The organism is Cupriavidus sp. 01L45 (assembly GCF_056399885.1).
The window spans coordinates 21,980-36,672 of record NZ_JBFTSG010000004.1 but is presented as its reverse complement, the minus strand read 5'-3'; the positions used below and the strand labels follow the sequence as shown (position 1 = coordinate 36,672).

12 protein-coding genes are annotated in these 14,693 nt (G+C 65.2%); 5 read left to right on the top strand and 7 right to left on the bottom strand.

Annotated elements, in window-relative coordinates; translation table 11 throughout:
- Positions 1-48 precede the first annotated feature (48 nt).
- Genes AC1DT6_RS03750 through AC1DT6_RS03740 form a run of 3 tightly spaced genes read right to left on the bottom strand, consistent with a single transcriptional unit; the run spans position 49 to position 3,370 of the window.
- Positions 49-1,095, bottom strand: coding sequence for a tripartite tricarboxylate transporter substrate binding protein (locus AC1DT6_RS03750; protein ID WP_441636719.1), 1,047 nt, complete (start codon positions 1,093-1,095; stop codon positions 49-51).
- Positions 1,071-2,102: an NADPH:quinone oxidoreductase family protein gene (locus AC1DT6_RS03745; protein ID WP_441636725.1), complete on the bottom strand. Its 1,032-nt coding sequence runs from the start codon at positions 2,100-2,102 to the stop codon at positions 1,071-1,073. Before AC1DT6_RS03745 ends, AC1DT6_RS03750 begins: the two co-directional genes overlap by 25 nt.
- Complete coding sequence (locus AC1DT6_RS03740; RefSeq protein WP_477102075.1) at positions 2,102-3,370, bottom strand: CaiB/BaiF CoA transferase family protein; 1,269 nt, start codon at positions 3,368-3,370, stop codon at positions 2,102-2,104. Before AC1DT6_RS03740 ends, AC1DT6_RS03745 begins: the two co-directional genes overlap by 1 nt.
- 100 nt (positions 3,371-3,470) lie before the next feature.
- Here AC1DT6_RS03740 and AC1DT6_RS03735 point away from each other — a divergent pair, with 100 nt between their 5' ends.
- Positions 3,471-4,433, top strand: a complete 963-nt coding sequence (locus AC1DT6_RS03735; RefSeq protein ID WP_441636723.1) for a LysR family transcriptional regulator — start codon at positions 3,471-3,473, stop codon at positions 4,431-4,433.
- Positions 4,434-4,754: 321 nt separating this feature from the next.
- On the opposite strand, the gene kdgD is transcribed toward AC1DT6_RS03735, so the two are convergent.
- Positions 4,755-5,669, bottom strand: coding sequence for a 5-dehydro-4-deoxyglucarate dehydratase (kdgD, locus tag AC1DT6_RS03730; RefSeq protein ID WP_441636065.1), 915 nt, complete (start codon positions 5,667-5,669; stop codon positions 4,755-4,757).
- A gap of 463 nt (positions 5,670-6,132) precedes the next feature.
- Between kdgD and AC1DT6_RS03725 the strand changes: the two genes are divergently transcribed.
- Positions 6,133-7,488 carry an MFS transporter gene (locus AC1DT6_RS03725; RefSeq protein WP_441636067.1) on the top strand — a complete coding sequence of 452 codons (1,356 nt, stop codon included), beginning with the start codon at positions 6,133-6,135 and terminating at the stop codon, positions 7,486-7,488.
- A 57-nt stretch (positions 7,489-7,545) separates the two neighbouring features.
- Positions 7,546-9,165, top strand: a complete 1,620-nt coding sequence (garD, locus tag AC1DT6_RS03720) for a galactarate dehydratase (protein ID WP_441636069.1) — start codon at positions 7,546-7,548, stop codon at positions 9,163-9,165.
- A 175-nt stretch (positions 9,166-9,340) separates the two neighbouring features.
- Here the strand turns inward: garD and AC1DT6_RS03715 are convergent, their stop codons facing one another.
- Entirely contained in the window at positions 9,341-10,372 is a 1,032-nt protein-coding gene (locus AC1DT6_RS03715; RefSeq protein ID WP_441636071.1) for an NAD(P)H-quinone oxidoreductase, read from the bottom strand.
- A gap of 151 nt (positions 10,373-10,523) precedes the next feature.
- Here AC1DT6_RS03715 and AC1DT6_RS03710 point away from each other — a divergent pair, with 151 nt between their 5' ends.
- Positions 10,524-11,423, top strand: a complete 900-nt coding sequence (locus AC1DT6_RS03710) for a LysR family transcriptional regulator (RefSeq protein WP_441636073.1) — start codon at positions 10,524-10,526, stop codon at positions 11,421-11,423.
- Between the two features lie 558 nt (positions 11,424-11,981).
- A complete protein-coding gene (locus AC1DT6_RS03705; protein WP_477114433.1) occupies positions 11,982-13,367 on the top strand; it encodes an FAD-binding oxidoreductase in 1,386 nt (461 codons plus the stop codon).
- A 119-nt stretch (positions 13,368-13,486) separates the two neighbouring features.
- Here AC1DT6_RS03705 and AC1DT6_RS03700 read toward each other — a convergent pair whose 3' ends face one another.
- Both AC1DT6_RS03700 and AC1DT6_RS03695 read right to left on the bottom strand, forming a co-directional pair.
- Positions 13,487-13,729 (bottom strand): hypothetical protein, encoded by a 243-nt coding sequence (locus tag AC1DT6_RS03700; RefSeq protein ID WP_441636077.1) that lies wholly within the window; start codon positions 13,727-13,729, stop codon positions 13,487-13,489.
- A gap of 24 nt (positions 13,730-13,753) precedes the next feature.
- Positions 13,754-14,689 carry a LysR family transcriptional regulator gene (locus AC1DT6_RS03695; protein WP_035861286.1) on the bottom strand — a complete coding sequence of 312 codons (936 nt, stop codon included), beginning with the start codon at positions 14,687-14,689 and terminating at the stop codon, positions 13,754-13,756.
- Positions 14,690-14,693 lie beyond the last annotated feature (4 nt).

Genomic DNA, 14,693 nt, shown 5'->3' with positions numbered 1-14,693 from the left:
CGGATCTGTCCATCCGCGCTGCCGCTTGCCATGGCAGCGCAGCGATGGCTACTGATCCGCCTTGGCGCCCGACTTGCGTACGATCTCGGCCCACTTGTTGCCCTCCGCCACGGTGTAGCGCGCGAACTCGGCGGGGGAGGAACCTACCGGCTCGGCGCCCATGTCGGCGTACTGGCGCTGCACATCGGGCTGCCGCAGCGCCTGCGCGGCGTGGGCCGCCAGCTTCGCCACGATCGGGGCCGGCGTGCCGCGCGGTGCCCATAACCCGTACCAGGTGCTGATATTGAAGCCAGGCAAGCCCGACTCCGCCACCGTGGGCACGTCCGGCAGGGCACGCGCGCGCTTGAGCGTGGTGACGGCCACGGCGCGCAGCTTGCCGGCCTTGATAAACGGCATGGCCGATGGCATGGAATCGAACATCAACTGGATCTGGCCGCCCATCAGGTCGGTCAGCGCGGGCGAGCTGCCCTTGTACGGCACGTGCTGCATCGAGACATTGGCGGCGAACTTGAACGACTCGCCGGCCAGTTGCTGGGCCGACGCATTTCCCGCCGAACCAAAGTTGATGCTGCCACCCTTGGCCTTCGCATAGGCAATCAGGTCCTGCACGGTCTTGACGGGCGAATCGTTGTTGACCACCAGCACCAGTGGCACTTCGGCCAACTGCGTGATGGGCACAAAATCGTGAAACGCGTCGTAGCGCATCTTGGGGTAGATGCTCGGGTTGATCACATGCAGCGAGGCATTGGCGAGAATCGTGTAGCCGTCGGGCGCGGCCTTGGCGACCACTTCCGCGCCGATCATGCCGCTGGCGCCCGGCTTGTTGTCGATCACCACCGTCTGGCCGAGCGTGTCGCCCATCTTGACGCCGACCACGCGCGCCAGCAAGTCGGTTGGCCCGCCCGGCGGGTAAGGCAGCACCATGCGGATGGGGCGTTGCGGGAAATCGTCGGCGGCACGGGTGGGAGATGCGCCCAAGGCGGCAATGGCAGCCGTGGCGAGAGTCGCGAGCAAGACCAGATGGCGTGCGCAACGGCGATGCTTGGTGCGGTGTGTACCGTGTTGCGTGTTCAGGACCCTGAATCGGAATGGCATGAATTTGTCTCCTTGATTTTTATCGCGACTTTGCCGACGATCTGCCTGGCTTCCAGGGCGCCCAGCGCCTCGGCCAGCCCGCTCATCGGGTACACCTTCGACACGGTCGGTCGAATCTTGCCCTCGCTGGCCCAGGCACACAGCGTGCGCATGACGGCCTGCAGCGCAGGCGCATGCTGTGCCCGCTCGTTGGCGGGGGTCCAGCCGATATAGCGGCCAACAAAAAATCCATGCAGCGTCAGGTTCTTCACCAGCAGCAGGTTCAGCGGCGCTTGCGGGATGCGGCCACTGGCAAAGCCGATGCTGAGAATCCGCGCATTGGCAGCGGCCGCGCGCAGCGCCTGGTCGAACAGGTCGCCGCCTACCGGATCCACCACCACGTCGGCACCATGCCCGCCGGTTACGCGCTTGACTGTGGCGGCCAGGTCTTCCGGGGCCAGCGCATGCTGAGCGCCGCGCAGCAGGGCTTCCGCGCGTTTCGATTCGGTGCTGGCGCAGGCGATCACCCGCGCGCCCAACTGGTGGGCGATTTCCACCGCGGCCAGCCCCACGCCGGCGCCGGCGCCGAGCACCAGCACCGTTTCTCCCGGCTGCACGGCGCCGCGCCACACCAGGCCGCAGTAAGCGGTGCCGTAGGAGAGCGGGACCGGCAGGGCTTGCAGCGCGTCAAGCGTATCGGGTATGGGGTAGACGGTGTACTCCGGCAGCGTGACTTCGTCGGCAAAGCAGCCCCAGTCGGCAATGGCCACCACGCGGTCGCCGGGGCGCAGGCGCGTGACGGCCGCGCCGCAAGCCACTACGCGGCCGACCGCCTCGGTGCCGGGCACGAACGGCAACGGCGGCTTGGTCTGGTAGCGTCCCGCGACCATCAGGCCGGTGGCGTGGCTCACGCTGGCATATTCCACGGCAAGCGTGACCGCGTGCGGATCCGCAAGCGCCGGCCGCGGGATGCTCGCCAGGCGGACGTCTTGCGCTTTGCCGAAGTGCTCGCAGAGCAGGGCGCGCATCATGCCGTGGCTCCCGCCGTGTTTTGGCCAGCCAAAGGGCTAGCCTGCCTGACAACACCACACTCCAGCAATCGGGCGAGCTTGTCAGGCGCTATGCCGCATTCGCGCAACACGGCTTCGGTGTGTTCGCCGACACGCGGCGCTGCGGTGGGCACGCGCCGCATGCCCTTGGCCGGGATGCCGGCAAACGGCAGGGTAGCCAGGCCAGGCTGCGCTACCGTCTGGAACGTCTCCTGCTGCGCGGCTTGCGGGTGGTCGAGCACTTGCCGGTAGTCGCGCACCGGCGCATGGAGGATATCGTGCGCCTGAAGGATGCGCAGCCAGTGCCCCGTGCTCTTGCCGGCAAGCACCGCAGCCACGGCGTCCTGCAGCCACGCCGCGTGCGCCATGCGGCTGGCATTGTCGGCAAAGCGCGCATCGTCCGCCCACGCCGGGCGATCCAGCGCCAGGCACAGCCTGCCGAACTGCGCGTTGTTCAGCGCCAGCAAGGTGAGGCTGCCGTCGCTGGTCGCAAACACGCCATTCGGCGCGCTCACCGGCCCGGCGGCCACGGCACCCTGGATGGCGTACTCGAGGATATTGTTGGCCTGCAGCGCTACGCAGGCGTCGAACAGGTTTAGCTCGACATGCGCGCCGAGGCCGCGGCGAAAGCGCCTGCACAAGGCAGCGGCGCAGGCTTGCGCCGCATACAGCCCGGTGGCCGCGTCCGCCAGCAGCATGCCGATGCGGCGCGGCGTGCCGTCGGCCATGCGGTTGGTGTGCATGAGGCCGCTGTCGGCCTGCATCACCGAGTCCGAGGCCGGATAGTCGGCATAGGGGCCGTCCGCGCCGTAGCCGCTGATCGACACATAGACCAGCGCCGGATTGCGCGCGCACAGCGCGGCATAGCCCACGCCGAGCCGCTCGGCAACCTGCGGCCGGAAGTTCTGCACCACGATATCCGCTTGCAGCGCGAGGTCGAATAGCAGCGCCTTGCCGGCGTCGGTGGCCGCATCGATGCAGACGCCGCGCTTGCCTGCGTTGTACGCGATCGACAGCGCGCTGTGCTCCCCGCGCACCACGCCCACATGCCTGCCCCAGTCGCCCGCCGGCGGATCGACCTTGATGACCTCGGCGCCTTGTTGCCAGAGGATATGCGCGCAATACGGGCCCGCAATGCCCTGGCTGATATCCAGGATGCGCAGGCCAGAGAAGGGCAGTTCGTCAACCGCTTCGGATGAAGAGGCGGTAGGTGAAGCTAATGCGGATTGCAGGTCGGTCTGGGCCATCGGCAGGGATCTGAGAGTCGTAAGGTGGCGTCGGATGGCTTATGCTAGGGCGTACTCCTGGCCGTGACAATCCGTCGGCCTGTGCCACCCGTGTTGACTCATGATTGACAATAATCCCAGCTTCGACCTGAACCTGATCCGGCTGTTCGTCACGCTCGTGGAATCCAGAACGCTCACGGCCGCCGCCGCGCGCGGCGGCATGACCCGCTCCAATGTCTCGCGCCGTCTCAAGGCCCTTGAGCAGCATATGGGCGCGCAACTGATGCGGCGCACCACCCGCCATGTGGAGCTGACCGAGGCCGGGCGGCTGCTGTATGCGCACGGCGTTCGCATGCTCGATGAACTGCAGGCGGCGGGCACCTCGATCGACAGCCTTGGCCAGACCGTGCGCGGCGACGTGCGGATCCGCCTGCCCACCGGACTCGGGCATCTCTACCTGGCGCAGGTATTACTGGAATTTGCCCGGCAATACCCGGCCATCTCCTTGCGCGTGCTGATCAACGACTACATCGGCGACCTGATTTCCGCCGAGGTGGATGTGGCGCTGAAGATCACCTCCCTGCCGCCGGAGGACCACGTGGCGCGCAGGATTTGCGGGGTAGGCTGGTGCCTGTGCGCAGCGCCGGCCTTCCTGGCTGAGCATGGGCCAGTGAGCCGCGCCGAGGATCTTGGCCATTGCGACCTGATTGCGCCGGCATCGCTCGGGCGGCGCTTTGATCTCAAGCTGAGACTGGCCGGCACGCCGCTGATCCTGCGGGTCGCCCCGCGCATCCAGTCCGGCGATTATCCCTTCCTGTTCGAGTCGATGATGGCTGGGCTTGGCGTTGCTCTGTTGCCGCGCTATGCGGTGTGGCAGCAGATCGGCCGCGGCGAAGTGGTGGAGGTGTTGCCCGAATACGAACCCGAAGGCGTGGGCGACAGCATTTACATGCTGACGGCGCCGAACCGGTTTCCCACGCTGGCCACCCGCACCCTGATGGATTTCATCCGGGCGCGGCTGGAGAGCCAGGCGGGCAACTGGGTTGGGCGTGGGGCCGGTGGGGAGGCCGCGGCCGCTCGATAGGTTGGCGGCTCACACCAGCGAACGTGCACCGGATGGGTTGCCCTGCTGGCGCCTTGCGGCGCCCAGGAAGGCCGGCGCCACGCCAGATCCGCCTGCCGGCGGCGTCGCGCAGCGCCGGCAGGCGGATCTGGCGTGGCGAGCGGCGGATGCGGTGGCGCGGGCGAACATAACATGGAGGTCCTGGCGGAACTGGGCCTGGCCGGGGATGCGATCTTGCGCTGGCACGCCACAGGCGTGGTCAGGTCCGCTTCCCCGGCATCGCCCGGGTGACTGGCATGACTAACGCCGGCGCTGACGCGCCGGCGTAGCTCTGCGGTCCTCTTACTGCGGGCCCAGCTTCTTGATCAGCGCGTCCAGCATCGCCAGTTCCTGCTCGTCCAGATCGGTCAGCGGCGCGCGGACCGGGCCGGCGTCGTGCCCGACCAGCTTGGCGCCGGCCTTGACGATGCTCACCGCGTAGCCTGCGCGGCGGTTGCGGATGTCCAAGTAGGGCAGGAAGAACTCGTCGATCAGGCGGTTGGTGGTGGCGTGGTCGTCGGCCGCGATCGCGCGGTAGAAGTCCATCGCCGTCTTGGGGATGAAGTTGAACACGGCCGAGGAGTACACCGGCACGCCCAGCGCCTTGTAGGCAGCGGCATAGACTTCGGCGGTGGGCAGGCCACCCAGGTAAGACAGGCGGTCGCCCAGCTTGCGGCGGATACGTACCATGTTCTCGATCTCGCCCACGCCGTCCTTGAAACCGATCAGGTTGGGGCAGCGGTCCGCCAGGCGTTCCAGCATTTCCGCGTTGATGCGGGAGTTGCCGCGGTTGTAGACGATCACGCCGATATGAACCGACTTGCAGACTTCCTCGATATGGTTGGCAATGCCTTCCTGGCAGGCTTCGGTGAGGTAGTGCGGCAGCAGCAGGATGCCCTTGGCGCCGAGACGCTGGGCTTCCTTGGCGTAGGCAATGGCCATGCGGGTAGGTCCGCCGGCGCCGGCCAGGATCGGCACCTTGCCCGCACAGGTTTCCACGGCGGTGCGGATCACATTGGAATAGTCGTCCGGCGTCAGCGAGAAGAACTCGCCGGTGCCGCCGGCGGCGAACAGGGCCGTGGCGCCGTAGGGGGCCAGCCATTCGAGGCGCTCGACGTAGGTCTCGGGACGGAAGTTGCCTTGCGCGTCGAAGTCGGTCACGGGGAAGGAGAGCAGGCCTTGCGAGACGATCTGCTTGAGTTCTTGTGGTGTGGTCATGGTGGCTGGTCCTGAGCGCCGCAAGGGCAGGGTTTAGGGCAGTGGCTCTGGTGCTTTCCGGAGGTCCGCACATTTTCGAGATACGTCATCGTACAAGTAGGCTGGCGATTGTGCAAGTGGATTTGTTTGGCACCAGCAGGGCGCCGCACGAAATCCCGATGGCCTGCCCATGAGCGCCGGGGTCATGGCAAAACGCTGCAAAATACCTGGGCCGGCCTGAAAGCTGCTTGAAAGCTAGCTTCGAACAGCGTGCGGCCGACATACCGTTGAACGCGCAACAAGAGCGCGCATCGATTTTCCACAAACACTTCACCTCGGGTAAACACTGAATGCTGCGTGAGAAACCCGTTGCCTATAATCCGAGTCATACGACGACATATCACGCGGCCATGAAAGCTTCGGGATGGCCGGTAGCCGGATAAGGGTGCCGCCCATATCCGTCGCGGCCGGCGCCGGAGACCCCATGAATCCAAGCAATACCCTCAGCGTGGCCGGGCAGGCCACCCGCCGCAGCAATGTCCGCTACTGGATCCTGCTGATGATCTTTGTGGTGACGACGGTGAACTACGCCGACCGCGCCACGCTTTCCATCACCGGTCCCGCGATGCGGGCGGAGTTCGGCTTCGACGCCGTGCAGATGGGCTTTATCTTCTCGGCTTTCAGCTGGGCTTATGTGATGGCGCAGATCCCCGGCGGCTGGCTGCTCGACCGCTTCGGCGCCCGCCGCATCTATGCCTGCAGCATCTTCCTGTGGTCGTTATTCACGCTGCTGCAGGGCTTTATCGGCGCGTTCGCCACGGTTGGCGCTGCCGTCACCACGCTGTTCGTACTGCGTTTCGCGGTGGGCCTGGCCGAGTCGCCGGCGTTTCCGGCCAATGCCAAGGTGGTTGCCAGCTGGTTTCCCACGGCCGAGCGCGGCACGGCTTCGGCCATCTTCAATTCCGCCCAGTACTTTGCCGCGGTGCTCTTCACGCCGCTGATGGCCTGGCTGACCCACGCGCTGGGCTGGCACCATGTCTATCTGTGGATGGGCGCGCTGGGCATGGTGCTGGCCGGCCTCTGGCTCAAGGTGGTGCGCAGCCCGGCTACCCATCCGGGGGTGAACCGCGCCGAGCTGGAGCATATCCGGCAGGGCGGCGGCCTTGTCGAGATGAGCGGCGACGCCGGCAAGAAGGAGCAGGAACCCGCGGGCGCCCGCTGGTTCTATGTGCGCCAGTTGCTGTCCAACCGCATGCTGCTGGGTGTGTACCTGGGCCAGTATTGCATCAACGTGCTGACGTACTTCTTCCTGACGTGGTTCCCGGTGTACCTGGTGCAGGCGCGCGGCATGTCGATCCTGAAGGCGGGCTTCGTCGCGTCGCTGCCGGCCATTTGCGGCTTCCTCGGCGGCGTGCTGGGCGGCGTGATGTCCGACGGCTTCCTGCGCCGCGGCTATTCGCTGACGGTGGCCCGCAAGGTGCCGATCGTCGCCGGCATGCTGCTGTCGGTCAGCATGGTGGCCTGCAATTATGTGGATAGCGAATGGCTGGTGGTGGGCTTCATGGCACTGGCCTTCTTCGGCAAGGGCATCGGCGCGCTGGGCTGGGCCGTGGTGGCGGATACGGCACCGAAGGAAGTGATCGGCCTGGCCGGCAGCATCTTCAATATGTTCGGCAATATCGCGGGTATCGTAACGCCAATCGTGATCGGTTATATCCTTGCCACCACCGGTTCCTTCAATGGCGCGCTGGTGTTCGTCGGCGCCAACGCGCTGGTGACAGTGATCAGCTACCTGGTGATCGTCAAGGAAATCAAGCGCGTAGAACTCAAGCATCCCTGATGGCCATGCCGTGTTGCGTGGCCAGGCTACCGGAAGCGTTTCGCAAGGAAAGAGAACATGTCGGTTATCGATATCAAAGTAGAGCAAGTAGGGCAGTCCGCCGGTTCGCAGCCTGGCACGCAGGCGCAAGGCACCCCGCTGTATATCCGCATCCATGAGCTGGATAACGTGGCCATCGTCGCCAACGATGGCGGCCTGCCGGCGGGAACCGTGTTTCCCTGCGGACTGACGCTGCGCGAGCGGGTACCCCAGGGCCACAAGGTGGCGCTGGCGGACCTGGCGGCCGGCGATGCGGTGGTGCGCTACAACGTGGTGATCGGTTATGCGCTGCATGACCTGCCAAGGGGAAGCTGGGTCAATGAGCGAGTGATCGAGATGCCGGTGGCGCCCGGACTGGACGACTTGCCCATCGGCACCCGCGTGACGGCGCCGCTGCCGCCGCTGGAGGGCTACACCTTCGAAGGTTTCCGCAATCCGGATGGCTCCGTCGGCACCCGCAACATCCTCGCCATCACCACGACCGTGCAATGCGTGTCGGGCGTGGTGGAGCATGCCGTGCGCCGCATCAAGGCCGAGTTGCTGCCGAAGTACCCCAATGTGGATGACGTGGTGGGCCTGGAGCATACCTATGGCTGCGGCGTGGCCATCGATGCGCCGGATGCCATCGTGCCGATCCGCACGCTGCGCAATATCGCCCTCAACCCCAACTTCGGCGGCACCGCGATGATGGTGAGCCTGGGTTGCGAGAAACTGCAGCCCGAACGCCTGATGCCGCCCGGCACCATGCCGGTACAGACCGGCGCGGGCAGCGTGGAGGTTGGCGTGGTGTGCCTGCAGGACGACCAGCATGTGGGCTTCGAGAGCATGATCGACGCCATCATGGCCATGGCGCACACCCATCTGGCCAGGCTCGACCAGCGCCGCCGCGAAACCTGCCCGGCCTCCGAACTGGTGGTTGGCGTGCAATGCGGTGGCAGCGATGCATTCTCCGGCGTGACCGCCAATCCCGCCGTGGGGTTTGCCACGGACCTGCTGGTGCGCGCGGGCGCCACCGTGATGTTCTCGGAAGTCACCGAGGTGCGCGACGGCATCGACCAGCTCACCGCGCGTGCCGCCACGCCGGAAGTGGCGCAGGCGATGATCCGCGAGATGGACTGGTACGACCGCTACCTGGAAAAAGGCCGCGTCGACCGCAGCGCCAATACCACGCCGGGCAACAAGAAGGGCGGTTTGTCCAATATCGTCGAGAAGGCGATGGGCTCGATCGTCAAGTCGGGCAGCACCGCCATCACCGGCGTGCTCTCACCCGGTGAAAAGCTCAGGCAGAAGGGTCTGATCTACGCCGCCACGCCGGCCAGCGACTTTATCTGCGGCACCCTGCAACTGGCCGCGGGCATGAACCTGCATGTGTTCACCACCGGCCGCGGCACGCCGTACGGCCTGGCCGAAGTGCCGGTGATCAAAGTCGCCACCCGCAGCGATCTCGCACGCCGCTGGCACGACCTGATGGACGTGAATGCGGGCCGCATCGCCACTGGCGAAGCCACCATCGAGGACGTGGGCTGGGAGCTGTTCCGGCTGATGCTGGATGTAGCGAGCGGCCGCAAGAAGACCTGGGCCGAACACCATAAACTGCACAATTCGCTGGCGCTGTTCAATCCGGCGCCAGTGACCTGAGCGAAGGGCGCTCCGGGACATCCGGGCGGGCGGCGGCTATCTGTCAGCCAAACCAATTCGCTGGGCAATTCGGTCGATTCGCTTTATGACTCGAAACCCAGCGATTTGCTTTATTTTTGTGCCATTGGACTCACTTCAATCCCGTGTTAGTGGCCTGAAACCGGCAAGCCAGGCTTCAGCCAATGAGATCGGCACCTGTCGTAAGGACAATCTTCCCAAAGTGTGTGCCGGAATCGATCAGTTCGTGAGCGCCGCGAGCGTCGGCAAGCGCAAAGGTCTTGTAGACAACCGGCTTGATCTTGCCGCTCTCGATGTGCGGCCAGACCTGCCGCTCCAGTTCATTGATGATGGCCGCCTTGTCCGCGGATGTGCGCGATCGCAATGTCGAGCCCATATGCGTCAGACGCTTCGTCAACATCGGCAAGACGTTGAGATCCTTCGCCGGCCCCTTGATCACGCCCACCTGGAGGATCCGTCCGTCCATGGCTGCGGCGTCATAGTTTCTAGCCACGTAGTCGCCGGCAATGATGTCGAGGATCACGTCGACGCCTCTTCCATCGGTAAACCGCTTCGCCTCGGTGACGAAATCTTCCTCGCGGTAATCTATCGCGAGGTCTGCACCTAGCTCCAGGCTTGCCTCCCGATGCGCCTGCGAGCCAACTGTCGTGATGATTTTCGCTGCGCCGAAAGCCTTCGCCAGCATGGTCGCCGTGGTACCGATACCTGACGCGCCGCCATGGATCAACACCGATTCGCCGGCAACCAGCTTGCCGCGCTGGAACAGGTTCAGCCATACCGTCATGAACGTTTCGGGCATTGCCCCCGCTTCCACCAACGTCAGGCCTTTGGGGATATGCATCGTGTTGCAGGCGTGCGCGACTGCATATTCTGCGTAGCCCCCACCGGGAATCAATGCACACACCAGTTCGCCGATCCGGAATTGGGACACGTCGGGGCCAACGGCAACCACTTGACCTGCCACTTCCAGCCCTGGAATGTCCGAAGCGCCGGGGGGCGGATCATACAGCCCTTTGCGCTGGAAAACGTCTGGACCGTTCACGGCAGCTGCGTGGATGCGGATCAGAACCTGATCGGCGGCCGGCATCGGCACCGCGCGCATGGTCGGAACCAGGACCTCAGGACCGCCGGGCTGTTTGATCTCAACGGCCGTCATGGACGGCGGCACATGATAAGTTGAAGCAGACATGGATACCAATCCTTCTATAGATGAGGCTCGATTGATCCGGGCGGATCATTGAACGAGGAACTCTTGCGTTCAGTTTAGGCCTCGACGCTGATGAATATGTGCAGCATTATTCAATCTGACAGATGCAAATTTGCATCATGAGGGCGGCACGATGAACTGGGATGACGCGCGAGTGTTTCTCGCGGTGGAGCGCGAAAAAACGCTCCGTGGAGCGGCCAGGACGCTCAACCTCGATCAGGCGACGGTCGGCAGACGGATCGCGGCACTAGAGCATGCCCTACGTGCAACGCTCTTCCTGCGCACCTCTGGGGGTTACGCGTTGACCGCCGCAGGCGAGGCCGCGTTGAGATCGGCGGAGAAAATGGAACACTCCGCACACGAACTCGTCAGACGAACTCAAGGCACGGATACACGGCTTGCGGGGGACGTAAGAGTCACCAGCACCGACTCGATTGCGCTCGAATTCCTGCTTCCCGCCATCGAACGCCTGCATGCTGCGCATCCCGAAGTGCGCATCCTGCTGGACACGTCGACGCGCATGCTAAATCTGGCAAAGCGTGAAGCGGATATCGCGGTCCGGTCAGTCAGGCCGGAAAATCCCGATCTAGTCGCGCGGCGCCTGGCTCGCTGGCCCATGGCGCTCTTTGCATCGAATGCTTATCTCGAGCGCCACGGCAAGCCCGCTGCTGGCTCCGCCTTCGCGGGCCACGATCTTGTCTGCTATCAGGGAAACTGGACCGGTAATCGATCACCGACGCTTGCTGGCGAACCGATACACGCGGGGCGCATCGTATCGACCTTCAATTCCAGCCTCATGCTGCGTACCGCGGTAAAGGCAGGCCTCGGCATCGGTGAGCTTCCGATCCATCTGGCTGAACACGACGGCCTCGTGCAGGTATGGCCGGAACCCGCACGTGGGGCGGTCTACGAAATCTGGCTCGTCACGCATCAAGACCTTCGGCATACCGCGCGCATCACAGCAATGATTGACGGCATCGTCTCCGCGTTCGAAGATCACACAACCCACACAAAATGGTCGCGCACGACTTAGCTGCGGCTGCTGCGTGTCGCGCTACCTGCCCGAGCGGCCGATTTATGCGGAATGTCAGCCGTTCAATGCGAGCCGCAGCCGGGCCCATTCAAGTCGGTCAGGTCGCTGGTGCCACGGATAACGGCCTCTTTGAGGCCGACGACCTCAATTGCCTGATCTTTACCGCCATCACTGCGCACTAACTCGAACAGCCGCAGCTTGTGCCAGGCACGTCGCCAACTTCGATGATGTGCTGTTGCGAGTACTTGTTGCCGCTCGCTGGCGCGTCGAATGCGGCGATACGCTTCTCCTGCGCAAGTGTGATCGTCGAAGCGAGAAGCGACTATCGGGACCAGTGTCCCGGTTGCTTTACATTACCCGGGGATCAACCTTAAATGAGGAAGGATTCGGCCCCTCCCAGCCTTCCTCAAGCCAGCCGGCAGCCGCTTTTCCCCCTTCAGTCCGCCATGCCGTCCTCCCTGGAGACATGACGCCGGAGACGGATCAAGCCGTGCTTTGTGGCACCTTGCCGGTAACGCGGCCGAACCCGTAGCCGGGGATTCCGTCGCGAGGTGCATCATGGCTGATCTGTCCAGCGAGCTGGTCGAAGGCTTGAAGTCGAAATTGAGAGGCCAGGCGCTGCAGCCTGGCGATGCGGGCTATGACGAGGCCCGCAGCATCTGGAACGCCATGATTGACCGGCGCCCCGGGCTCATCGTCCAAAGCGCGGGCGCAGCCGATGTCATGCATACCRTGGCGTTCGCGCGAGACAACGGCCTGCTGCTCTCGGTACGCGCCGGTGGCCATAATATCGGCGGCCTGGCGATATGCGAGGGCGGGATCACGCTGGACCTGTCTGCCATGAAGTCGGTGCGAATCGACCCTACCGCGCTGCGCGCCTATGTCGAGCCTGGCGCGACGCTTGGCGATTTCGACCACGAGGCCCAGGCCTTTGGCCTCGCCACGCCGCTGGGCATCAACTCGACTACCGGTGTGGCCGGCCTGACGCTGGGCGGCGGCTTTGGCTGGATCAGCCGGAAGTACGGTTTGTCGGTCGACAACCTCGTCGGGGCGCAGGTCGTCACCGCCGACGGCAAGCTGGTGCGCGCCAGCGCCTCCGAGCATGCCGACCTGTTCTGGGCCATCCGCGGCGGCGGCGGCAATTTTGGCGTGGTCACGCTGTTCGAGTTCGCGCTGCATCCGGTCGGCCCGGAAGTGTTCGGTGGCCTGATCGTTTATCCCTTGTCACAGGCAGCTACGGTCTTGCAGGCACTGCGCGACCGTTTCGCCGGCATGCCGGACGAACTGACCGTCTGGGCCGTGATGCGGCTGGCGCCGCCCCTGCCGTTCCTCCCGCCCGAAGCGCATGGGAAGCCCATCGTGGCGCTGGCTATCTGCTATATCGGGCCGGTGGCGGACGGGCCGCGACTGGCCGAGCCCCTGCGGAAACTGGGCACGCCCTACGGCGAGCACGTAGGGCCCATGCCATTCACCGCGTGGCAGCAGGCGTTCGATCCCTTGCTGACGCCCGGCGCCCGCAATTACTGGAAATCGCACAACTTCGCCGGGCTCGACGACGGCCTGATCACGCTGCTGACGGACTACATCAACAAGCTGCCTTCCCCGCACACAGAGATATTCATCGGCTCGCTGGGCGGCCAGACCAACCGGGTGGCGGTGGATGCCACGGCCTATCCCAGCCGCGATGCCAACTTCGTCATGAACGTGCACGGACGCTGGACCGACCCGGCCGACGACGATGCCTGCATCGCCTGGTCGCGCGAGGTCTTCCAGGCGGCGGCGCCGTACGCGCAGGGCTCGGTGTACGTCAACTTCCTGACGCAGGAAGAGGGCGATCGCGTTGGCGCGGCCTACGGGCCGAACTACGCGCGGCTGGCCGACGTCAAGCGCAGGTACGATCCCGACAACCTGTTCCGCCACAACCAGAACATCAAGCCTGCGTAGCGGGGGGAACCTGGCCTTGCCGCCGGCTCGCCGCCGACAGCATGGCCGACCGCCAAAGGGGTTCCGCGGGCCTGCGTCTGGCAGACGACGCAGTAGCGCTCCGTCAGGCGCAGCAGGGTCTAGACCTGCTCGACCGGAGCGTCCGTATCCAGTTCAAGACGCAGCCGGATCGCCTGAAAACCCACGGCAGTTTCCTTGCTCACGCCAAGCGTGCCGCGGAAATCGAGGTCGCCTTCCACGAGCACGCGCGCATCGCGCAGCGCGACCGAGGCGGCCTCGGGGTGCTCGAGGTACTCGGAGCCTGGATGGTACGGAATTGGTCGGCGTTCATGGATAGTCTCCTCGCGTTTGGCATTGCCCATGGCCTTGGCGGGCTTTGATGCCGGTCAAATCAACCGCGCCCCCGGCCACGCCCCCGACATCACGATATTCCGCACCGACTGCCTGACCGTCTGCATGATGTCCCACAACTCAGGCACCGGCGTGCGGTTTCGCGCGGTGGCAAGCGCCACCTGCCGCGTCACCACCGGATCCACCAGCCGCGCCGAATGCAACCGACCTTGCGCCACGCGGTCGGCCACCGCGGCAAAGGGCAGCAGGGTGGCGCCGCAGCCATCTTCCACCAGCCGCATCGATACGGTATTGGAGGCATCGCATTCCAGCGCCAGTTGCAGGCTCGTGCCGGCCCTGGCCGCCAGCGACTCGGCCAGTACGCGCAGGCCGTGTCCGGTGCTGGGCAGGATCAGCGGCACTTCGCCCAGCCGGCGCACCGGAAAGGTGGGGCCGAGATGGCTCCACGAGGTTGGCGTGACCAGGGTCAGGTCTTCTTCCAGCAGGATGTCGACCTTCAGCGCGCCTTGCTGCTCGGGCAGATAGAGCAGAGCGACGTCGATCTCGCCCGCCGCCAGCCAGGCCAGCAACGGGCTCGCCAACCCTTCGACAAAGCGAACCCTGGTGGCGGGAAAGCGCTGCTTGAGCGCGGTGCCGATGCTGGCGAACGCAGTGTTGGCAATGGTAGGCTGCGCCGCGATCACCAACTGCGCCGGACCCTGCGCCGACGACGCGCGAATGGCTTCGCGCGCTTCCGCCAGCGTGGCCGCTACCTGGCGCGCGTAGACGATCAGGGTCTGGCCGGCTTCGGTCAGCACCACGCCGCGCCCGCTGCGGTGGAACAGGCGGGTGTCCAGCGCCGCTTCCAGCCGGGCGATCTGTCGGCTGACGGTGGACTGGTCCGCGCCCATTTCAAGCGCCGCGCGCGAGATGCTTTGCGTGTTGGCGACGCAGACGAAGCAGGCGAGGTCCTCGGAGTTGAGCGCGGTCATGCGG

What these genes read in the sequence shown, in the direction of transcription:
- AC1DT6_RS03710 (WP_441636073.1), top strand. Translation starts at nt 10,524, where the DNA reads ATGAACTGGGATGACGCGCGAGTGTTTCTCGCGGTGGAGCGCGAAAAA.
- AC1DT6_RS03740 (WP_477102075.1), bottom strand. Translation starts at nt 3,370, where the DNA reads ATGGCCCAGACCGACCTGCAATCCGCATTAGCTTCACCTACCGCCTCT.
- AC1DT6_RS03695 (WP_035861286.1), bottom strand. Translation starts at nt 14,689, where the DNA reads ATGACCGCGCTCAACTCCGAGGACCTCGCCTGCTTCGTCTGCGTCGCC.
- AC1DT6_RS03715 (WP_441636071.1), bottom strand. Translation starts at nt 10,372, where the DNA reads ATGTCTGCTTCAACTTATCATGTGCCGCCGTCCATGACGGCCGTTGAG.
- AC1DT6_RS03750 (WP_441636719.1), bottom strand. Translation starts at nt 1,095, where the DNA reads ATGCCATTCCGATTCAGGGTCCTGAACACGCAACACGGTACACACCGC.
- AC1DT6_RS03735 (WP_441636723.1), top strand. Translation starts at nt 3,471, where the DNA reads ATGATTGACAATAATCCCAGCTTCGACCTGAACCTGATCCGGCTGTTC.
- AC1DT6_RS03700 (WP_441636077.1), bottom strand. Translation starts at nt 13,729, where the DNA reads ATGGGCAATGCCAAACGCGAGGAGACTATCCATGAACGCCGACCAATT.
- kdgD (WP_441636065.1), bottom strand. Translation starts at nt 5,669, where the DNA reads ATGACCACACCACAAGAACTCAAGCAGATCGTCTCGCAAGGCCTGCTC.
- AC1DT6_RS03725 (WP_441636067.1), top strand. Translation starts at nt 6,133, where the DNA reads ATGAATCCAAGCAATACCCTCAGCGTGGCCGGGCAGGCCACCCGCCGC.
- AC1DT6_RS03745 (WP_441636725.1), bottom strand. Translation starts at nt 2,102, where the DNA reads ATGCGCGCCCTGCTCTGCGAGCACTTCGGCAAAGCGCAAGACGTCCGC.
- garD (WP_441636069.1), top strand. Translation starts at nt 7,546, where the DNA reads ATGTCGGTTATCGATATCAAAGTAGAGCAAGTAGGGCAGTCCGCCGGT.